The 19,810-nt window shown below is 44.7% G+C and carries 17 protein-coding genes and 1 tRNA gene; 6 read left to right on the plus strand and 12 right to left on the minus strand.

All coding sequences use genetic code 11. The features are described 5' to 3' along the window. The first annotated feature begins 68 nt into the window (after positions 1 to 68). Positions 69 to 869, plus strand: a complete 801-nt coding sequence (gene proC / locus ABR189_RS18105; RefSeq protein ID WP_354661877.1) for a pyrroline-5-carboxylate reductase — start codon at positions 69 to 71, stop codon at positions 867 to 869. A gap of 12 nt (positions 870 to 881) precedes the next feature. Further along, positions 882 to 1,718, plus strand: coding sequence for a CPBP family glutamic-type intramembrane protease (locus ABR189_RS18110; protein WP_354661878.1), 837 nt, complete (start codon positions 882 to 884; stop codon positions 1,716 to 1,718). A gap of 8 nt (positions 1,719 to 1,726) precedes the next feature. Here ABR189_RS18110 and ABR189_RS18115 read toward each other — a convergent pair whose 3' ends face one another. From ABR189_RS18115 to rimP, 6 genes are all read right to left on the minus strand, one after another. Next, positions 1,727 to 2,227 (minus strand): SixA phosphatase family protein, encoded by a 501-nt coding sequence (locus ABR189_RS18115; protein WP_354661879.1) that lies wholly within the window; start codon positions 2,225 to 2,227, stop codon positions 1,727 to 1,729. Between the two features lie 225 nt (positions 2,228 to 2,452). After that, positions 2,453 to 4,300 carry an amidophosphoribosyltransferase gene (locus ABR189_RS18120; protein ID WP_354661880.1) on the minus strand — a complete coding sequence of 616 codons (1,848 nt, stop codon included), beginning with the start codon at positions 4,298 to 4,300 and terminating at the stop codon, positions 2,453 to 2,455. A 245-nt stretch (positions 4,301 to 4,545) separates the two neighbouring features. Beyond that, on the minus strand, positions 4,546 to 5,931 hold the full coding sequence (locus ABR189_RS18125; protein ID WP_354661881.1) for a peptidylprolyl isomerase: 1,386 nt from the start codon (positions 5,929 to 5,931) through the stop codon (positions 4,546 to 4,548). Between the two features lie 222 nt (positions 5,932 to 6,153). Beyond that, positions 6,154 to 9,690 carry a translation initiation factor IF-2 gene (gene infB, locus ABR189_RS18130; RefSeq protein ID WP_354661882.1) on the minus strand — a complete coding sequence of 1,179 codons (3,537 nt, stop codon included), beginning with the start codon at positions 9,688 to 9,690 and terminating at the stop codon, positions 6,154 to 6,156. Between the two features lie 124 nt (positions 9,691 to 9,814). Beyond that, on the minus strand, positions 9,815 to 11,062 hold the full coding sequence (gene nusA / locus ABR189_RS18135) for a transcription termination factor NusA (RefSeq protein WP_354661883.1): 1,248 nt from the start codon (positions 11,060 to 11,062) through the stop codon (positions 9,815 to 9,817). 16 nt (positions 11,063 to 11,078) lie between these two features. Further along, a complete protein-coding gene (gene rimP / locus ABR189_RS18140; protein ID WP_354661884.1) occupies positions 11,079 to 11,543 on the minus strand; it encodes a ribosome maturation factor RimP in 465 nt (154 codons plus the stop codon). A 259-nt stretch (positions 11,544 to 11,802) separates the two neighbouring features. Between rimP and ABR189_RS18145 the strand changes: the two genes are divergently transcribed. From ABR189_RS18145 to ABR189_RS18155, 3 genes are all read left to right on the plus strand, one after another. Continuing rightward, on the plus strand, positions 11,803 to 12,033 hold the full coding sequence (locus ABR189_RS18145; RefSeq protein WP_354663599.1) for a DUF2752 domain-containing protein: 231 nt from the start codon (positions 11,803 to 11,805) through the stop codon (positions 12,031 to 12,033). Further along, positions 12,026 to 12,379: a TM2 domain-containing protein gene (locus tag ABR189_RS18150; protein WP_354661885.1), complete on the plus strand. Its 354-nt coding sequence runs from the start codon at positions 12,026 to 12,028 to the stop codon at positions 12,377 to 12,379. The genes ABR189_RS18145 and ABR189_RS18150 overlap by 8 nt, the downstream gene beginning before the upstream one ends. A gap of 86 nt (positions 12,380 to 12,465) precedes the next feature. Beyond that, positions 12,466 to 12,708 carry a DUF4834 family protein gene (locus ABR189_RS18155; RefSeq protein ID WP_354661886.1) on the plus strand — a complete coding sequence of 81 codons (243 nt, stop codon included), beginning with the start codon at positions 12,466 to 12,468 and terminating at the stop codon, positions 12,706 to 12,708. A 32-nt stretch (positions 12,709 to 12,740) separates the two neighbouring features. On the opposite strand, the gene ABR189_RS18160 is transcribed toward ABR189_RS18155, so the two are convergent. Continuing rightward, entirely contained in the window at positions 12,741 to 13,367 is a 627-nt protein-coding gene (locus tag ABR189_RS18160) for an HAD family hydrolase (RefSeq protein ID WP_354661887.1), read from the minus strand. Positions 13,368 to 13,545: 178 nt separating this feature from the next. On the opposite strand from ABR189_RS18160, the gene ABR189_RS18165 reads away from it, so the two are divergent. After that, positions 13,546 to 13,619 (plus strand) — tRNA-Ile (locus ABR189_RS18165). 84 nt (positions 13,620 to 13,703) lie between these two features. Here ABR189_RS18165 and ABR189_RS18170 read toward each other — a convergent pair. From ABR189_RS18170 to ABR189_RS18190, 5 genes are all read right to left on the minus strand, one after another. Beyond that, positions 13,704 to 14,549, minus strand: a complete 846-nt coding sequence (locus tag ABR189_RS18170; protein ID WP_354661888.1) for an AraC family transcriptional regulator — start codon at positions 14,547 to 14,549, stop codon at positions 13,704 to 13,706. A 163-nt stretch (positions 14,550 to 14,712) separates the two neighbouring features. After that, on the minus strand, positions 14,713 to 16,017 hold the full coding sequence (locus tag ABR189_RS18175; RefSeq protein WP_354661889.1) for a spondin domain-containing protein: 1,305 nt from the start codon (positions 16,015 to 16,017) through the stop codon (positions 14,713 to 14,715). 279 nt (positions 16,018 to 16,296) lie between these two features. Further along, the gene (locus ABR189_RS18180) at positions 16,297 to 16,602 is read right to left on the minus strand and encodes a hypothetical protein (protein ID WP_354661890.1); all 306 of its coding nucleotides are present in this window, start codon (positions 16,600 to 16,602) and stop codon (positions 16,297 to 16,299) included. 42 nt (positions 16,603 to 16,644) lie between these two features. Then, the gene (locus ABR189_RS18185; RefSeq protein WP_354661891.1) at positions 16,645 to 17,136 is read right to left on the minus strand and encodes a MarR family winged helix-turn-helix transcriptional regulator; all 492 of its coding nucleotides are present in this window, start codon (positions 17,134 to 17,136) and stop codon (positions 16,645 to 16,647) included. A gap of 18 nt (positions 17,137 to 17,154) precedes the next feature. Then, positions 17,155 to 19,602 carry a TonB-dependent receptor domain-containing protein gene (locus ABR189_RS18190; protein ID WP_354661892.1) on the minus strand — a complete coding sequence of 816 codons (2,448 nt, stop codon included), beginning with the start codon at positions 19,600 to 19,602 and terminating at the stop codon, positions 17,155 to 17,157. Positions 19,603 to 19,810 lie beyond the last annotated feature (208 nt).

A 19,810-nucleotide genomic window follows, 5' to 3' on the forward strand; every position in this document is an offset into this window, starting at 1 on the left:
GCATAGCAGTTAACTTGCATCAATGCTGCTTTTGTTATACCTTCCGCATCATTTAAAGCAAGCAATTTATGTCTACAAAAAAGATAGCCATTATTGGCGGAGGTAACCTTGGTTCGGCCATAGCGCAGGGGTTATTGAAAAGTGGTTTTACACAGGCTCAGGATATTATTATCACCAAACGTAATACCGGTACATTGTCCCATTTACAAGAGCTGGGCGTTACCATAGAAAAAGATAATGCCAAAGCGATTACTCAGTCGGAGATTATATTAGTAGCACTAAAGCCCTACAATGTAAAAGAAGTATTGCAGGGGTTAAAAAGTGCTTTTGATCCCAAGCGGCATGTACTTATCAGCGTAGTAACCGGGGTAAGTATGAATGAGCTGGAGCAAATAGTAGGGGAAGGTATGGCAGTAGTTCGTGCGATGCCTAATACCGCCATTGCTATTCAGGAATCGATGACCTGTATTTGTCATAAGAATGTGTCGGAAGAGCAGGTGACCTGGATCATGAAGATGTTTGACCAGTTGGGAGCTACCGTAAGTATAGACGAGAAGCTGATGGATGCCGCTACAGTATTGGGAGCTTGTGGTATTGCCTATGCCCTTCGTTTTATCAGGGCTAATATACAGGGCGGCATTGAAATAGGATTTGATGTACGCACTGCCAATCTTATTGCCGCGCAAACTGTAAAAGGAGCTGCCGAGCTGTTGATCCGTGAAAAGCGTCATCCGGAAGAAGAGATAGATAAAGTAACCACCCCCAAGGGTTGCACTATCGCCGGCCTCAATGAAATGGAGCATCAGGGTTTCAGCTCTTCTCTGATCAAGGGGATCACTGTTTCCTATAACAAGATTGTAAAAGGATAGTACCAGCATTTCATGGGAAGGATACTGTTATTTCTTGAAAAAAGCAGAAAAGGGCACCCGGGGACCTTAGGAACAGTGATATTGTTTTCTCTGGTGATCGGGTTGCTTTTTAACCTGTTGTTCCTGATACCTGCTTTTAAAGAGATAGCAGGCAACAAGCTGCTTTTATTAGGAATCGGGGTGATAGTATACAGTGTATGGATAGGTACTGTCTTGTACCTGTTAAAACGCGACGGGTTTACGCTGGCAGAGCTGGGGATTACAAAGGATAAAGCGGTTAAAGGTGCGAGGATCTCCCTATATGTGTTTGTAATCGTCAATATGGTGTTGATCATTTCTTCCCTGATCAATAAGCGCCCGCTTATCCGGACGGAGCATTTTAATGCTTATGCGGAGGTATTAAGAACCGCTGTTATTTTCAACCTGAATACTTTGCCGGGAGCCTTTATAGAGGAGTTGGTTTTCAGGGTATATCTGATAGCGCAGTTATATCTGCTTTTAAAGCACAGGATTGCTTCCTCCGGCCTTAGACTGTTGGTGGTATTGATCTGTTCGCAGGCTGTATTTGCCATTGTGCATATCCCTATGCTGGTTTTCCGGCATGATTATAACATGACCTATATCTTTGCCGCCCTGAAAACACTGTTTATGTCAGGGATTAATTTTGCGTTGATCTACCTGCTGGTACGCAATGTATTCATCGTTACCTTTCTGCATGCAGTCAGTAATTATTCATTAGCTATCATAGAAACGCCCATACATTTTGAGCAGCTCTTTATGTTGGTGTTGCTGATGCTTGGGATTGCGCTCACCTGGCGGAAGCAGGTACCGGTTGCCGGAGATCAATAGCCGTTTGTTTAGCCTATTTCATGTTTGGGGTAATCGAAGAACAGGAATTTTTTTGCTGCGCGGTCAAAATCTTTCCAGGAGTTGGTATCGGCCTGTACTGCAAAGATGCCGGTAGTAGGCACATTATCAATACGTATTTCCTGGGTCAGGTAGTTAGCAAAATCGGTAATCCCCGGATTGTGCGCAAAGATGGCTACCGCCTCAAAATCATCATCAATCTTAGTAATAACCTTCAAAAAGGTGGACGCATAGCATAAATACAGCTCTTCTTCCAGGAGGATAGCCTGTTTGGGGTATTTCCATTCTTTGGCCATAATTTTTGCTGTGGTACGGGTGCGTTTGGCAGGACTGGAAATAATCAGTTCGGGCACCATACCCCGCATCAATAGCCGGGAAGCCATTTCAGGCGCATTTTGTTTACCTCGTTTATTGAGCGGTCTGTCAAAATCGTCCATATCAGGATTGTTCCAGTTGGACTTTGCGTGGCGAATGAGAAGTAATGTTTTCATGGGAAGAAAACAGTTAGTTAGCTATACGAAATTACGGATTTTATTGGAAGTTAACGCGTTACGCCTATACGATGGCTCCAAGCCCGTTGAATTAAGATAAAATTAACATGAAAGGGTAAAAGCAGCAAGCCTGCCACTTAAAACTGTTTTAAGTGGCAGGCTTGCAAACGGACTTTATAATGATTTACCAGCGCTAAGTAATTGTTAACCAGTCAGGTAGTGTGGTTAGTATCCACGTTCGTTTTTACCTTCCATATAGTTCATGAAAGCCTTGTTTACCACGCGGTTACCTCCCGGAGTGGGATAATTACCAGTAAAGTACCAATCACCCAGGTTATTAGGGCAGGCTTTATGCAGGCTTTCTATGGATTGGTAAATAACATCCACCTGTGCATTAATACCGGCAGGTGTAATGATCTGTGCAATTTTAGCAGAGATTTCTTCCGTAGTAAAAGGCTTATAGATATTGCGAACCACGTTCTGCGCATGGAGGGTATTGGTCCTTTGCAGTTCCATACACAAGCCATAGGCCTCCTGTAATATGTATTCCTTGTTATGGTCTTTCAGCAGTGCGATAGCCGCCTGGAAGGCTACGAAATCGCCCATTTTGCTCATATCGATACCATAGCAGTCGGGATACCGGATTTGTGGAGCAGAGGATACAATAATGATTCTTTTTGGTCCCAGTCTGTCCAGCATTTTAATGATGCTTTCTTTCAGGGTGGTACCACGAACAATGGAGTCATCGATTACTACCAGGGTGTCTACACCGGGTAATACTGTACCATAGGTAATATCGTAAACGTGTTGTACCATTTCATTACGGCCGGCATCGGCGGTAATGAAGGTGCGCATTTTCACATCTTTGATAGCAATTTTGTCGATGCGGATGCGGCGGTTCACCATTTCGCTGAGCTTGGCCTCATCAAAGTCCTTACCCCAGGAAAGGATACGCTCTACCTTGATCTTGTTGAGGTAATCTTCCAGTCCTTTCAGCATGCCATAAAAGGCAACTTCTGCGGTGTTGGGTATAAAGGAGAAGATGGTATGGCGAAGGTCATTATCAATCGCTTTCAGCACTGTTTCGGACAAGTTATAGCCCAGGTTGGAGCGTTCCTTGTAGATTTTTTCATCATTACCGCGGGAGAAGTAGATCCTTTCAAAGCTACAGGCTTTACGTTCTTTAGGTTCCAGGATCTGTTCGATGGCATATTCTCCGTTATTTTTAACGATCAGCGCATTACCCGGCATCAGTTCATGCACTTCATTTTCGCCCACATTAAAGGTAGTACGGATCGCTGCCCTTTCGGAAGCGGCCACGATGACATCATCATTAATATAATAGTAGGCCGGGCGGATACCGTGAGGGTCACGGATCACAAAAGCGTCGCCGGAGCCGATGAGGCCACCTGCGTGGTAACCACCATCGAACATGGAGAATGCCTGTTTGAGAATATGTTTGATATCCAATCCGTTACGGCGTACTTCATCTTCCTTGGCGAGGAAGTGGTGTACGGTTTCCAGCATGGCGGCAAGGTCGCTGTTGCGGTATGTTTCACCTGGTTCTGCCTGGGTGAACTTGAACAGTTCATCTGCATTGATCAGGTTAAAGTTACCGGCCATGGCCAGGTTACGGGCGGGAATGGTGTTGTAGCGTACAAAAGGGTGGCAAAGTTCCACATTGCTTTTGCCCTGGGTAGCGTAGCGGAGATGCCCCAATAATAATTCGCCGAGGAAACGGACGTGGCCTTTCATCAGGCCGGGGTATTTGGTGATTTCCGGTTGGTATTTTTCTATTTCACTGATTTCGTCACGGATTTTCCCGAATACGTCGCCGATGGCCTGAGGAGCAGCGCTGCGAACACGGTGCATGAAGGGGATTCCGGGTTCGGTGTCCAATTTTACAGTGGCCACCCCTGCTCCATCCTGTCCTCTGTTATGCTGCTTTTCCATGAGCAGGTATAACTTGTTAAGGCCGTAGAAAACAGTACCGTATTGTTGCTGATAATAAGAAAAAGGTTTTCTTAATCTTATAAATGCTAATCCGCATTCATGCTTTATCGCGTCACTCATGCCCGTAAAAATTGAAGTCGCAAAGTTACGCTGATAAATTACAAATGCCAAAAATGAAGGGTTGAATGGGGGAAAGCTATTAGCTTTTGACTGTTAGCTATTAGCTTTTTAGCAATAAGTTAGACGGGTTGGGATAGCAGTATGTTGCCCTGGTTAAATGAAAAATCCCGGAACCAGGTGTGACCTGTGCTCCGGGATGCTTTCTATGATTTCCGCTTCAGCTCTTGATAAGCCTGGCTTTCTGTTTATTGTTTTGCTAATGTGCTCATCCATTGCTGGATATTGGTACAGTTTTTAAATTCATCGTCTACATGAATATAATAACTGGGTATTTTTTCTCTCAGCCATTTGTTGATCGCTTCCATTTGTTTGATCTGGAGTGTACGCTGTTGGATACGGGCGTAGTCGTCCGTCATATTTTCGCGGTGAGGCTGTGTACGTGTTTTCAGGTATACCAGGCGGCAGGCAGTACGGCCCTGCTCATCCACAAACTGTACAGGTGCAGAAACCTGTCCTGCTTTCAGGGTATCGAGCATCAGCACGATATCTCTTTCAGAAGGCTGGTCCAGCTGATCAATGGTGATCAATGTACCACCACCACTCTGGGGGTTGGCTTGTATCATACCACCATCAAATTTGGCCATCTGTGCATCACTGTATTTGGTAACCGCCTCTGCAAAAGAGTATTTACCATCTACAATGTTGGTACGGATAGTATCCAGTTTTTTCATGGCCAGTGTAATATCCGATTTGGTGATGTTTGGCTTAAGCAGGATATGTTGTACCGTAACATTATCCCCCTGACGTTTTACCATTTGGATCAGGTGATAACCGAACTGGCTCTTTACCGGAGTGGATATTTCACCTTCTTTCAGGCGGAAAGAAGCCGCCAGGAAGTCGGGGTCCCAGTTTTTATCATTGCGGTTGAGTACATATATCCCTTTATTATCCTTCGCGCCCGGATCTTCTGAGTAGAGGAGTGCCAGAGAGCCGAAGTCGGACTCTTTGTTTTCCACCCGTTTTCTGAAGTCCATCAGGCGGTCTGTAGCATATTTTTCCATTTCCTGGGTAGCTTTGGGCAGTACGATTAACTGACCAATTTCCATTTCAGATTCGTAGAAGTGTAAGCTATCCGTAGGAATGCCGTCAAAGTATTTTTTCACCTCAGTAGGTGTTACTTTGATAGCGTCTGTCACTTTATTGCGCATCGCGGTGGCCAGGATATTTTCCCGGATGGGCTGACGAAAGCGTTCACGCATTTGGTAAATAGAATAGCCGGTAATTTCCCGCATTTTTTCTTTGGAGCCGTATACTTCCTCAAAGTAGCGGATACGGTTTTCGATTTGTCCTTCTACGTCAGCATCACTTACCGGTAAGCTATCTCTTTCGGCCTGGAGTACCATTACTTTCTGGGCAATGATCTGTTCCATGATATTACAGGCTGCATCCGGAGGAAGGGAGTTGTTGATGGCATTGTGTTGCGCCTGGGATAGCTCCCCGTCAATATCGGATTTCAGTACTATTTTATCTCCCACAATGGCTACAATCTTATCTGCCACTAATTTTTGCTGGGCCGTTGAGGCCTGCCAAAGTAGTAAAGCGCCAGCGGAGAAAACCAGAATTTTTTTCATACAAATGCAGTGAATTCCAAAAATAACCAATAAAATAAGCTCCACTAAGATAGCGGGCTGATTTAACAAAAGTTTATGCCGTTCTTCCCTTGTATTTACAAGCGGGTAGCCGGTCTGGGCTGATGCCCTGTTATCCGGAGGGCCGGAAAAATGTTAAAAGCAAAAAGCTGAAAGCAGGTATTAATTGCTTTCAGCTTTTGCCTTCAGCCTCAGGCTGTTGGATTATAATGTGCGTTTTACTTCTACTTCTTCGAATCCTTCCACTATATCGCCCACTTCGATACCGTTATAGTTCTTGATACTCAAACCGCACTCGATACCTGCAGATACTTCTTTCACGTCATCTTTATAACGTTTCAGGGATCCGAGTTCGCCGGTGTGTACCACTATACCGCCACGTACCACATTGATGCGGGTATTACGGGCAATCTTACCATCCAGTACAATACAGCCGGCCACGGTAACCTTTTCGAAGCGGTAGGTTTCACGTACTTCTACGTTGGCTACTACCTTCTTCTCGATCTTCGGTTCCAGCATACCTTCCATAGCGCTTTTCAGCTCATCTATGGCATCGTAAATGATGGAGTAGTTACGGATTTCGATGTTTTCTTTTTCAGCCAGTTTTGCTGCCTGAGCGGACGGACGTACCTGGAAGCCTACGATGATCGCATCTGATGCAGTAGCGAGCAATACGTCTGATTCGGTGATCTGACCTACTGCTTTGTGTACTACGCTCACCACGATTTCTTCAGTAGACAGTTTCTGCAGGGAGTCGCTCAATGCTTCTACGGAACCGTCAAAGTCACCCTTGATGATCAGGTTCAACTGTTTAAAGTTGCCCAGTGCCAGACGACGGCCGATTTCATCCAGGGTAATATGTTTCTTGGTACGGATACCCTGTTCACGAACAATTTGTGCTCTGCGGTTGGCCACTTCTTTCGCTTCAGATTCTTCAGCGTACATCTTGAATTTCTCACCCGCCTGCGGCGCACCGTTCAAGCCCAGTACCTGTACTGGCATGGATGGGCCGGCAAATTCCATTTTCACTCCACGTTCGTTAAACATGGCTTTGATCTTGCCATAGAAGGAACCGGAAACGATGGTATCGCCCTGACGGAGGGTACCATTTTGTACCAGCAGGGAAGCTATGTAACCACGGCCTTTATCCAGTGAAGCTTCCACGATGCTACCGGAAGCCTCTCTGTCGGGATTAGCTTTCAGTTCCAGCAATTCAGCTTCCAGCAATATTTTTTCCAGTAAGATATCTATGTTCAGGCCGCTTTTGGCAGAAATTTCCTGGCTTTGGTATTTACCGCCCCAGTCTTCCACCAACAGGTTGAGGCCTGCCAGTTGTTCTTTGATTCTTTCAGGGTTGGCGCCTTCTTTATCTACCTTGTTAATGGCAAATATCATCGGCAGACCGGCCGCCTGGGAGTGGGAAATGGCTTCCCTGGTTTGTGGCATGATTGCATCATCTGCAGCGATTACGATAATGGCGATATCCGCAGCTTTGGCACCACGGGCACGCATCGCAGTAAACGCTTCGTGACCAGGTGTATCCAGGAAGGTTACCTTTTTGCCACTGGCGGTAGTTACCTGGTAAGCACCGATGTGTTGGGTAATACCCCCGGCCTCACCGGCCACCACATTTGCATTACGGATATAATCCAGCAGGGATGTTTTACCATGGTCAACGTGCCCCATGATGGTAACGATCGGCGCTCTGGGCACCAGATCTTCCGGCGCATCCACTTCTTCTTCTTCATCCATATCTTCCGCGTCATCCACGCCGATGAATTCCACTTCATAGCCAAACTCGCCGGCTACCAGTTCAATTACTTCCGCATCCAGGCGTTGGTTAATGGATACCATGATACCGAGGCCCATACATTTGGAGATTACTTCTGCGAAGCTTACATCCATGAGGTTAGCCAGTTCACTTACAGATACAAATTCTGTTACCTGCAGTTTGCTGCCGTCTTCCCCTTGTTTGGCTGCCTGGTTGGCACGTTCTTCACGTTTTTCCCTGCGGTGTTTGGCTTTTACGCCTTTTCCGCGTCCACCACCGCCTAATTTGGCCATGGTTTCTTTAATCTTATTCTGGATTTCGTTCTTGTCGATTTCTTTTTCTTCCGGACGTTTATCATCTCTGCCATGCGCAGGTCCACGGTTGTATCCTGTTCCGGCACCACCTGGGCGGTTTTCAAAGCGTCTTGGGCCGCCCGGACCACCAGGGCCACGGTTGCCACCCGGCCCGCCAGCTGGTCTTGGACCACCCGGACCTCCTGGTCCGCGGTTACCACCCGGTCCGCCCGGACCACGGTTGCCACCTGGAGCATTCCGATCATGATGAGGGCGGTTGCCGCCTGGGTTCCTTTCAACAAAAGGACGGTTAGGGCCGGTACCTGGAGCTGAAGGAGTTGCATTCCGGTTGTCGGTATGCGGGCGGTTGTCGCCACTACCAGGACCTCTTCTATTATCATCCTTGGAGAATTCCTTGGGTTGAATAGGTTCTGGTTTCTTTTCCACTACGATACGTTTGCGTTTGCGTTTTTCGTCGCGGTTATTGAAAGAGTTCTTGTTATTATCGCGTCTGTCGGATTGTACCGGCAGGTTAATTTTACCGATCACTTTAGGGCCGGTTAATTTTTCCGCCTGAATATTTTCGATGACATTGGCAGCTGCGTCGTCCTGTTGGGGATTTGCAGAAGAGTCGGCATTGCCGGCATGATCAGCAGCGGCAGGAACCTCATCCTGTTTAGCGGGCGGAGGGGTGCTGGCGACTATTTTAACAGGCGCTTTAGCAGCCGGTTTTTCTATTTCTATTACGTCTTCCACTTGTTTTTCTACAGGTTTATCTTCAACCGGTGTGGGTTTGTCCGCTTTATCCAGCTTTTCGGCCTGTGCAACAGGTGTCGCTGGTTTTTCTTTTTCTGCCGGAGCAACAGGTGCAGGTGTTTCTGTTTTTTCGGACTGCACGGTTTGAGCTGGCGGCGGTGTAGTTTTTTCAGGAGCTGGGGTAGCCGGGGCTACTTCAGCAACAGGAGCTGCTTTAGCGGGTTTTTCTTCCGGTTGGGCAGTTGCTGTTTTCTCTTCCTGTGGCGCCTTGTCTTCGTTCTTTTTCACCCCTGCCTTTTTGCGGTTAGGGTTATTTAAAGCGTCGAGGTCTATAGTAGCTACTACTTTAGGGCTATTGATCCGGGGAGCTTCCGTTTTGGTAACTTCGGGAGCCGCCGCCGGTTCAGCGTGTTGTTGTTTAGGCGCCTCTGCAACAGGGGGAGCTGCAGCAGGAGCTGGTTCCGGTTGAGCTTTCGGCGCTTCCTTCGCCGCCACGGGTTCCTGTTTAGGTTCCTCTTTGGGTTCAGGTTTAGGGGCTTCCGCTTTCGGTTCCGGCTTAGGCTCGGGTTTGGACTCCACTTTCGGTACTTCGGCAACGGGAACAACTTCTTCCTTATCTTTTGCAGCATCTTTCTTTTTCGCTGCCGCTTCTGCTTCTTCCTTCTCCTTTTTCTTCGCTGTTTCTAACACGCTTCCTTTGGGCAGGGCTATCTGGTCGCTTTTCTTCTTGTTAGCCTTGTCCTGTTGGAATTCCGACTGCAAAGCTGAGTACATGACAGCGTTAAGACGGGCATTGGGAGATCCAAAGCCGTCCATATCAAAGCCCTTGTTAGTAAGGAAGTCGATCAGCGTTTCCTTACCAATGTTGAACTCTTTGGCTGCAGCCAGCAATCGTGGTGTGTTGTTTGTTGTTTCAGGCATATCGTATTCTGGGCCTCCCCTTCCCCCGTTTTTGGCGGGGGGGTTTTTACGTTTAAACAATAACTCAAAAAAATCAATTCCCCTTCTAATAAGCCCTTTTCCTGGGAAGGGTTCCGGTCGGGCGTTATTCTTTGTCAAATTCTTCCTGTAATATTCGTCTTACTTCCTGCACTGTTTCTTCCTCCAGATCGGAACGGCGAACCAGTTCATCTGCAGTGAGTTCTAATACGCTGCGTGCAGTATCGCAACCTATACGTTTCAGTTCGTCTATAATCCATTCTTCAATTTCATCGGAGAATTCTTCCAAGTCAATATCGAATTCGGTTTGTTCCTGTTCTTCGTCACGGAATACATCTATTTCATATCCTGTCAATTCGCAGGCCAATTTTATATTTACACCTTTTTTACCGATCGCCAGGGATACCTGGTCTGGTTTCAGGTAAACGGAAGCATATTTATTTTCATTATCCATATCCATCCGGCTGATCTTGGCAGGCGTTAAGGAACGCTGTATGAGCAACTGGATGTTGGCGGTATAGTTAATGATATCAATATTTTCATTTCTCAGTTCGCGCACGATACCATGAATACGGCTTCCTTTCATCCCTACGCAGGCTCCTACCGGGTCTATGCGGTCATCATAGGACTCTACCGCCACTTTGGCTCTTTCACCAGGTTCCCGTACAATTTTCTTGATTACGATAAGCCCGTCAAAGATTTCCGGTACTTCAATTTCCAGCAATTTAGCAAGGAAGGAAGGGTGGGTGCGGGAAAGAATGATGAGTGGCGCATTATTTTTCATCTCCACTTTTTTCACTACTGCCCTTACGTTTTCACCTTTTTTGAAATAATCGGTAGGAATTTGTTCGGATTTAGGCAATATTAACTCATTCCCTTCATCATCCAACAATAAAACTTCTTTTTTCCATACCTGATATACTTCGCCGTTTACGATTTCGCCTGCTTTATCGGCATATTTTTTAACCAGTATATTCTTTTTGAGATCGCCGATACGGGCAGAAAGGGTTTGTTTGGCAGCGAGAATAGCCCGGCGGCCAAAGTCCATAATTTCTACTTCTTCATACAAATCTTCTCCTACCTGGTAATCAGGTTCTACTTTAATAGCTTCGGAGTAAGCAATCTGCGCATTATCGTCTTCTACTTCGCCATCGGCTACAATGGTCCGGCGACGTAATATTTCCAAATCGCCCTTTTCTGTATTTACGATCACATCAAAGTTCTCATCTGAGCCATACTTCTTCCGCAGTAGTGTTTTAAACACATCTTCCAATACCTTCATCAACGTAGGGCGGTCAATATTTTCCGCCTCTTTAAACTCGGTGAATGACTCTATCAGGTTAATACTAGCCATGTTCTGTTATTATATTTTAAAACACGATGCACACCTTTATGTGCTTTATTTCAGTAAAATGTATATCTGTTTGTTTCTTTTCTTTCTTTTTGCCGATGAGCTCTTCAATGGTGATGAGGTCATCTGTAACGGCCAATAACGTTCCTTCCTTAACGCTGGCGTCCAGGAAAGTTACTTCCACTTTGCGGCCAATATTTTTGAGGTATTGCCGGTGCAGCTTGAGCGGCTCATCCAGCCCGGGAGAGGACACTTCCAGGGAAAAGTCGTTATCAGGAAACAAGCCGGAGCCTTCCAGTAAGGGATACATTGCACGGTTAAATGCAACTAATCTCTCTACCGGCACACCTTTGTCTCCATCTATAAAGAGCTTTACGTTATTGGTGGGCTTTATCCTGATTTCTACCAGAAAATTATCCGGATCATTTGCCAGCAGACCTTCTGCCAGTTCCCGGATTGCTGTTATCACTTGTTCGTTTGCCATACTAAATACACGAAGGGGACAATAGTTCGTCCCCTTCGTTTGAATCTTTTTACCTACGCAAAATTAGCATTTTATTTCAATACAAAAACTATTTCTTTAACTTGTATGTAAATATTTAATGCCCCGGAATCCTCAATAGTACAGATTGTGATTTGTTTTAATGCATATAACCGCTAAAGTAATACAGCGCATGCATTCTCTGTTAAAAATAAATATAGAATTAATTGTATGGGTGATAGCTTTGCTGGTGCTGGGTTTCATGGATATTAACGAACAAGCTCCCAGTCTATGCTTATTAAAAGCCATGGGAATTTCCTGGTGCCCGGGATGCGGGCTGGGGCACGCTATCAGTGCTTTATTACATGGAGATTGGAAGGCAGCCTTACACCATCATATTTTGGGACCATTTGTTTTGAGTGCTCTGATTTACCGGATCCTGCAATTGAGCTGGCAGCAATTTGCCGGCATAAAACGAGGGACATATGAATAAGTTTTCTTTTACGATACTACCCGGTATTGAACAGGAGGAGTTATTGTGGCTGCAGGAGCTGACCAAGCACTACCCGCCTGAAAAGCTGGAACAATTCATTGCCTTATATCAGCTGAAGCGCCGGGATCCGGAGGCCGTGCTTATCTGCAGCCTGTTTGGGCTGGTGGCTATTGCTGGCATACAGCGTTTTTTGCTGAATCAGATTGCCATGGGAATCCTCTACCTGTTTACCCTGGGCTTTTGTTTTGTAGGCTCTATAGTGGATGCTATCAATTATCGTAAGCTGGCCTGGGAATTTAACAAGCGGGCATCTGTTGAAGCCGCTTCCCTGCTGGGATCCCGCTGATTTTTCCGGGGTAAGCGTTAAAGAATCCTTAAAGTATCTGTATTTAACTGGCATGGGAAAAGATATTCCGCTACCTTTACAGCACTATGTTTAAACTTTTATTCTACCTATTTATAGGATGGCTATTATATAAACTGGTATTTGATTTTATCATCCCGGTTTACAGGTCTACCAAGCAGGTGCGCCGGCAAATGAATGATATACAGCAGCATATGCGTAACCAATATCAGCAACAGCAACAGGCCCAACAGCAATCTGCCCAACGCCCTGCTCCTGCCCAAAAAGTAGCGGACAAGGGAGATTATATTGATTTTGAAGAAATCAAATAATCACTTTAACTGCCGTCTTTCTCTTCCTTTTTTCAGCTATTTACTGGTTTGAAGATATCCATAATGGTTTTGGGTGCCTGCAAGTGAATGGTTTGTAAACCTACTACTTTAGCACCTTCAATATTAGGCAGGGTATCGTCAATGAATAAAGTTGCCGCAGGGTCCAATCTGTTTTCATCTATGATGATCTGATAAGATTCCTTTTCAGGCTTACGGTAACCGATAAGATGAGAATAATAAGACCGCTCAAAAAAGCCGCCCAGCGAAGGGATACCCCTGCTTTCCTGCAATAACTGATTGAATGCCTCCATATGAATGGCATTGGTATTACTGAGCAGATACAGGTTGTAATGCTGTCTTAATTGCTGGAGTAACTGCAGGCGCTGTAAAGGGAAATCCAGTAACATCGCATTCCAGGCGCTTACCAGCTGCTCATCCGTAACAGACTGTGGTGTATGCTTATGCATGGCCGCCAGAAACTCTGTCGGACTCACGCGTCCGGTTTCCAGGTCATCAAACAGACTGGAGGTATGAAACTGCGAGTACAGCTCATTAAAATTAGTAACACCCAGGTTTACAAAAGCCTGCTGAGTGAGCTGGTAGTTGATGTTAAGAATTACACCTCCCAGATCAAAAATGATGTGCTTAATCCCTTGCATGGTGATACGCTTATTGATAGAAAGGCAAAGGTAAAGCGGTTATTTCAGAAACAGGCTTATTCTGTTGAAACCTTTACTCCTACATGATTTTAAAAGAAATAAATGAAATTCTTGGAAAATAGGATAAAAAATAATTAATTTTGCCATCCCTTGAAAAAGGGGATGCTTGAATAAAGCAGGTCCTATAGCTCAGTTGGTTAGAGCACCTGACTCATAATCAGGGGGTCCCAGGATCATGCCCTGGTGGGACCACAAGACAGAAAAGGCTTTTAGCGGTAAAACGTTGAGAGCCTTTTTTGATTTGAGACACAAGATGGGTATCCACTAAAAGAGAAATTAAGCTTTACTACCTCTAAATGCAGATGTATTACTGCCAGTATGTTGTTTAAAAAACCTGCTAAAATGCTGGGGGCTGATAAAGCCCAGTGCATAAGCAATTTCTTTGGCCGACAGGGAAGTAAAATTCAATTGACGTTTTGCTTCCAGTATAATCCGTTGTTGTATGAGCCTTGATGGAGAAGGATATTTGAATGTAGCAAAAAGGTTGGCCAGGGTTTTAGGCGATTTGTTCAGTGCATTGGCATAAAAGTGAACTTCATGCTGACTCCGGAAGTTAATTTCCAGTAACAGGTTGAACATTCGAACCAGATCCATTTTATCCTCTCCGAACAGGCAGTAGTTTTCTGTTTGTTTTTTTGCGATGCGTGTAATGTAAATGATAAGCCGTTTCAACAGCAGGCGGAGCATTTCTCCCTGCATTTTATCCTTTATCTGCATTTCTTCCATACTTAATTTCAGGATAAGCTCGATCTGTTCTCTTTCTTCGCTTGACAGTGGAATGAACATAGGATGCCGGATGCCATAAAAAAGGAAACCTACACAACCTACTTCTGCATCATGATCGGCAATACAGTAGAAGTCACGGTTAAACTGCCAGGCCACCAGGGTTTCCGGATGTTCGAATACAAAATGCTGATTGGCAACAAGGGGAAGTATAGTATTGGTGGCTAATAAATAAGGTACCTGATCGATCACTACGGTTTGATCTTGTTGCAGGTTGCATACGATAGTATTGGTCGTTTCTTTGTATTGATTAAGAATACCGGCCCCCTTTAAAAAAGTGTCCTGCTTTATGACTGAAAACCGTCCGTTTGTATTCCTGTCTTCAAACTGCCATTTCATATCTTAGGATTACAACTTGCTGTTTTTACGTTATTCGAATTTACATTTTCCCTGTTTTATTATTTTATAAATTAAAAAGAGACTGTATCAGGGGGATGCAGCCTCTTTTTATGGGTTACACCTGGTGGAGAAAAAGTAGTTGTTTATCTGGTTCTGCAGACAATCATTTAATGGTAACCCGGATAATGTTATTTATAGCTGGCAAGGTTATGAAAGGATTAGGATCGGGCACGGCCATAATCGGTTTGCTTTCGGTAAGAGGAGTGCCTGCCAGGTTAAATTGTGTGACACCTGCCCCGGGAAACTGATCTATAGCGGTACCATTATCATAAAGCGCCACACTGGATGAGATATCAGCCTTTACTGTTGGGTCCACGCCATTATCAGCAGTAGCAAAAAACCAGTCGTTCGAAAATCCATACATCGTTGCTATGGCCAGACGATCTCCCTTTACTACCCTGATTGCCTGGGAAACCTTACCTCCGGCATTTTCATTTATAACAGGAAGCAAAACAGTAGTACCAGGAGCAGGCAGTACATATACAGCTTTCACCCCTGCTTTGTTTTTTAAAGATGCTGCCAGGATTGTCGCATTTCCTTGTTGTGCCAATTGTTTTAGCCCTTCTCCCCGATCTTTTTCCCCTACTTTGTAGACAGGGTTATCGATCCCATTATACACTACTACCAGTACTGGTGATAAGGGCGTGAAAACGCCTGTGATGCTGCTGATATAGGTACTTAGCGGGACATTATTACCTGCTTCTGCAATGGATGTAAGCCCATTGGCAGTAAACTGGTCTTTAGTGTATAATGGCGCCGGATTAAGCAAGTTACCACCAGCAATATAAGATACTGCCCAAACGCCAGGACTCAGAGGCGTTTCATTAGCCGTACCGCCCGAAGTATTCTTTATAGTAAGGGTGAAATAAGAATTGCCATCGTATACCAAGGTTGCTTTTATCAGTTGTGAAGCAGGCAGGTACTTATTTCCCTGCGCATCGGTACCCATTACTTCAGTTATTTTCTTATTATCAGCAGTACCAGGATGATTTACCGCAGCTCCCGGAGGCTGATTGATCCTGGTTCCATTGTCCCATAGTTTGATTTGGGAAGAAACATCACCCTGTATAGGATTGCCGCTGGCATCGTACACCGAAATGCCCGGATTGTCAGGGGCAAAGAACAAGTCATTTGACCAGCCATACATTGTAGCAAAACTGAGCGCCTCGCCTTTGGCAGCGGCAAAGTGGATGCTTACCGACTGACCAGGGAAGATTACCGGGGGTGTTCCGGGGCCCTGGAATGTACCAGATTCAACAAGTGGTCTGGAATTTAGTACGTTTTCTACCGAGATAGTCACTTCTTCTGAAGGTATGACGGGGTCATCGTCTTTATGGTGGCATGAAGAAAAAATGAGTGGTAGTATCATCAGGGCAGACCAAGGGGTTATTATCTTTGGATAACTCATATGCATTCAATTTTTAATGAACAGATCACTCACCGGTTTGTATGAAACAAATATATCAAGGTTAGGAGGCCCTGGGAATAGCCATAATTCCCAAATGATTATCTAAACTTCCCGGAAGAAGAGGGGATCTATACTTTTAGAACGCTTTTACTATGCTTTTGCCATAGCTTAACCATGCTTTAGCTATGCTTTAAGGCGGGGGGAACTATACCTTTAGAACGCCTTTACTATGCTTTTGCCATAGCTCAACCATGCTTTAGCTATGCTTATAGAGTGCTTTTACCTGGGAGACAGCTTCTTATTACCACAGGCGGCACAAAATGAGGCTTGTGGTGTTCTATAGGGTTTGCCACACTTTTCACAGGGGGCGCCGTATTGAGAGATGCGATGATGCATGATGGCATTGGGGATGGTTTCCTCGTAGCCGGTCACTGTTTTATAATAATCCAGTAGAGGCTGAAAACGTTCCTTTATTGTACCTTTTGTTTGGAATGCTTTTCTAATCAGCTCATCAGCTATGTGATATTCTTCTTCATCAAGCATTGGCATTTCTTTTCTGCATCGCCAGCACCATAAAACTTTCATAATAGGTTGTTTAGATGATCTTTAGATCATTTCTTCAGGCTCTCATGAATCCGATCTTTCCAGCAGACCGATCTTGATACGCTTAAACATGCTTCTTTCATCGAGCGACTTTTCCAGTTCAGATAGTATCTGTAACAGGTCGGCGCTGGCTTCTGCCAGCCACTTTTTGTTCTCTTCTTTTATAACTGTCAGGATAGGGCCTATCCGCTTATGCATCTGTTTGCCGGCGGGGGTAAGGGAAATCAGCCTCCTTCTGGCATCTTTGTTATCTACAGCAGTTTTGATCAGACCATTGGCCAGCAGCTGATCTACAAATTGTACTACTGCGGGATGGCTGATTTGCAATGATTCAGATATTTCAGTAATACCCATTACTTTTTCCCGGCTTAATAGCTCCAATACCAGGTACCACTTCGCTTCAAAATCAAGTGCAGATTCTTTGTATATTTTACTAACGTCCTGCGACAAGCGCTCGCCTAACCGCTTTAAGCGGGTAGCCAGCGCCAGTTCTTCCAACTCATTAATTAGGCTCATACCATAAATTTATCATTGTTAACCAGCCCTGCGCTTCTCTTCTTCTGCACCTCCTGTTTTTCTTTTTGCACCATTGGACAAACTTCCCCCAAATTTATAATTGAAACTTAAAGTTATCACCCTGGTATCTCTTTTTTGGATAAAAGTTTCTCCATAACCCGTTAGTTTGGTCACTGCATTGGTTTGATTCGTGAAAAATACATCACTCACGTTTAATTTGATTGACGCCTTCTTCTCCCACAATTGTCTTTGCGCACCTATATTGACAAACCAGTAACTCCCCACATCCAGGAACCCATAGTAAGACCTGCTCTCATAACTGCCTACCACTTCCAGCGACGTGTTTGGATTGATATTGATTGAATTACTGGAGTTAAAGCTGAAGGATACCCGGCTTACGTCCAGGTGCGTGTTTACCAGATCTCCTTTGTACTTGCCATAATACAACAGTGCATTATTGGTGCTGTTGAGCCACTTGCCTATCGTTAGCGGAAATCCGAAGCTAAGATTATAATAGTCAAATTTAGCCAGATTCCTGCCCGTTTGCAGTACGCTGTTAGGATCGGTATCAGGCGACAACACTATCAGGATGTTATCTGTTGTTCTACTATAGCCGATCTTGGTGGTATATTGTTGTTTGAAAGTATGGGTGAGTTCAAATGAGTTGGTAATTTCCGGGTTTAAAAATGGGTTTCCGGCAGAAGAGGTCAGCGGATCCAGAAACACTTTAAATGGATTTAGCTGGCGATAGGATGGCCGGTTGATCCTGCGGCTCATGGAAAGCCCCAGGTCATGCTTGTCATTGAATGCATAACCGGCATATCCACTTGGGAAAAATTGGGTGTAGTTCCTGTCGAAGTTATCTTTGTTAGTGACCTGCACTCCTTTTGCATTGGTGTTTTCCGTCCTGAGGCCCAACTGGATGCTTAGCTTTTTCCATTTCCCGGAAACATTTAAATAAGCAGCATTGATATTTTCTTCATAGATAAAGCGGTTACTTTTTCCTTCATCCAAAACATTGCCACCATTACTTCTATCAAAGAATTTTACATCATTGTCAGATTTTACCCAGCTGCTTTTTATACCCGCATCCAATTTAGCACCTATGGATTTTAAGGGCTGTGTGTAATCCATTTTAAAGGATCTGATGCTGAGATTTCCATTAAGATCTCCAAAAAGCAGATAGGGAGCTTTACTGGGGTTCTGATCGTTATCAAAATAGGTAGTGTGGTAGTTTTGTGTTTCATCGGAAGTGAAGCGGGCATAGTCAAGGTCGGCCGTCAACTCCCTGCCGGCAGTGTCTAAAGTATGTTTGTAGTTCAGGTTAATGCTCCCGTTGTTCCGTTGGGGATTATTATCACCTATGGTGGTGAAAGCCCCTGTTTTTTGTTGTTGTGCATTGAATGACTGTGCCACACTGTTGGAAGAGATATTGCCATCACTGAAAATGCCATTGGCAGCAAATCCTACTACAATATTTGAACGGAGGTTATAATCAGCGCCGATACGGGCGTTGTGGCTATTAAAATGATACCGGAAGAAATTATCATAGTTGTTGCCGCCGGTTACCGCATTATTGTCATCATAAAAGTTTCTGAATATGAGGAGGTCGTTGAAGTCTTCCCGGTAGGCATAATTATAAGCACCAAAGACATTCAGGTTTTTATGTTTGCTATTGAAATTCAGGGAAGGATTTAATTTAGCATATATCCCCTGTCCATAGCTCAGGGAGATGTTACCATTAGTACCGGTAGTTTTACCTTTTTTTAGCCGGATATCGATGATGCCTGCGTTGCCGGCTGCATCATACTTGGCAGAAGGGTTGGTGATCAGGTCAATTTTATCGATCTGGTTGGCCGACATGTTCCTGAGCATATTGGCAAGATCCTGGCCGGACATAGGCACCTGTTTTCCATCTATCATTACCAGCACGCCCTGCCTGCCACGCATGGCAATATTATCATTCTGGTCTATGGTGATACCGGGTGCTTTTTCCAGTACTTCCAATGCGGTACTTCCGGCTGCTGAGATGGAAGCCGCTACATTCACCACCGTTTTGTCGTACTGTTGCTGTATAAAAGGTTTGGTAGCCACCACGGCTGCTTCTTTCAGCGTAGTACTGGCAGTACTTAGCAGTATAATGCCCGCATCTGTATTTTTAGTATGCACAATCGGGGCCGACTGATATCTGGCAAATGCCATACTCTGGGTGACGAGGATGTAAGTTCCGGGTGGAATTTGCTCAAAGAGGAAGTTGCCCTGTTGGTCGGCATATTCCATTTTAACCAACTTTTTATCCGCATCATTTACCAACTGTATGAGTACCTCATCCAGGTTTTTATTTTGCGTACTGGATAACTTTCCTTTGATATTGGAATAAGCCATCTTTTCTTGTGAGTAGGATTTATTTACGTAAGTAGTAACATAAATAATGAAGATAAGGGTATAGCTCCATGTCTTTTTCATAAAGGGGTGTTTAATGGTATAAATGTAGGTACATAGGTGATTTTCTGTAAATGGTTTTGGATGAATGGCGTTATAGTAATGTAACTACTTACCTAATATTATAAGCTACAGTATTTTGATGATAAAAAGTGAGCCAGTATGACGGGGTGAACGCAGGATGAATGGCTTTTCCGGTTTTTAATGATTGTTAAAAAGACCGTTAATTGGA

Origin of the sequence: Chitinophaga sp. H8 (assembly GCF_040567655.1) — a bacterium.
Lineage (GTDB): Bacteria > Bacteroidota > Bacteroidia > Chitinophagales > Chitinophagaceae > Chitinophaga > Chitinophaga defluvii.

What these genes read in the sequence shown, in the direction of transcription:
- ABR189_RS18170 (WP_354661888.1), bottom strand. Translation starts at nt 14,549, where the DNA reads ATGAAATGGCAGTTTGAAGACAGGAATACAAACGGACGGTTTTCAGTC.
- ABR189_RS18160 (WP_354661887.1), bottom strand. Translation starts at nt 13,367, where the DNA reads ATGCAAGGGATTAAGCACATCATTTTTGATCTGGGAGGTGTAATTCTT.
- proC (WP_354661877.1), top strand. Translation starts at nt 69, where the DNA reads ATGTCTACAAAAAAGATAGCCATTATTGGCGGAGGTAACCTTGGTTCG.
- ABR189_RS18145 (WP_354663599.1), top strand. Translation starts at nt 11,803, where the DNA reads ATGGATATTAACGAACAAGCTCCCAGTCTATGCTTATTAAAAGCCATG.
- ABR189_RS18125 (WP_354661881.1), bottom strand. Translation starts at nt 5,931, where the DNA reads ATGAAAAAAATTCTGGTTTTCTCCGCTGGCGCTTTACTACTTTGGCAG.
- ABR189_RS18120 (WP_354661880.1), bottom strand. Translation starts at nt 4,300, where the DNA reads ATGAGTGACGCGATAAAGCATGAATGCGGATTAGCATTTATAAGATTA.
- ABR189_RS18115 (WP_354661879.1), bottom strand. Translation starts at nt 2,227, where the DNA reads ATGAAAACATTACTTCTCATTCGCCACGCAAAGTCCAACTGGAACAAT.
- ABR189_RS18155 (WP_354661886.1), top strand. Translation starts at nt 12,466, where the DNA reads ATGTTTAAACTTTTATTCTACCTATTTATAGGATGGCTATTATATAAA.
- ABR189_RS18175 (WP_354661889.1), bottom strand. Translation starts at nt 16,017, where the DNA reads ATGAGTTATCCAAAGATAATAACCCCTTGGTCTGCCCTGATGATACTA.
- nusA (WP_354661883.1), bottom strand. Translation starts at nt 11,062, where the DNA reads ATGGCTAGTATTAACCTGATAGAGTCATTCACCGAGTTTAAAGAGGCG.
- ABR189_RS18190 (WP_354661892.1), bottom strand. Translation starts at nt 19,602, where the DNA reads ATGAAAAAGACATGGAGCTATACCCTTATCTTCATTATTTATGTTACT.
- ABR189_RS18150 (WP_354661885.1), top strand. Translation starts at nt 12,026, where the DNA reads ATGAATAAGTTTTCTTTTACGATACTACCCGGTATTGAACAGGAGGAG.
- ABR189_RS18185 (WP_354661891.1), bottom strand. Translation starts at nt 17,136, where the DNA reads ATGAGCCTAATTAATGAGTTGGAAGAACTGGCGCTGGCTACCCGCTTA.
- ABR189_RS18180 (WP_354661890.1), bottom strand. Translation starts at nt 16,602, where the DNA reads ATGAAAGTTTTATGGTGCTGGCGATGCAGAAAAGAAATGCCAATGCTT.
- ABR189_RS18110 (WP_354661878.1), top strand. Translation starts at nt 882, where the DNA reads ATGGGAAGGATACTGTTATTTCTTGAAAAAAGCAGAAAAGGGCACCCG.
- infB (WP_354661882.1), bottom strand. Translation starts at nt 9,690, where the DNA reads ATGCCTGAAACAACAAACAACACACCACGATTGCTGGCTGCAGCCAAA.
- rimP (WP_354661884.1), bottom strand. Translation starts at nt 11,543, where the DNA reads ATGGCAAACGAACAAGTGATAACAGCAATCCGGGAACTGGCAGAAGGT.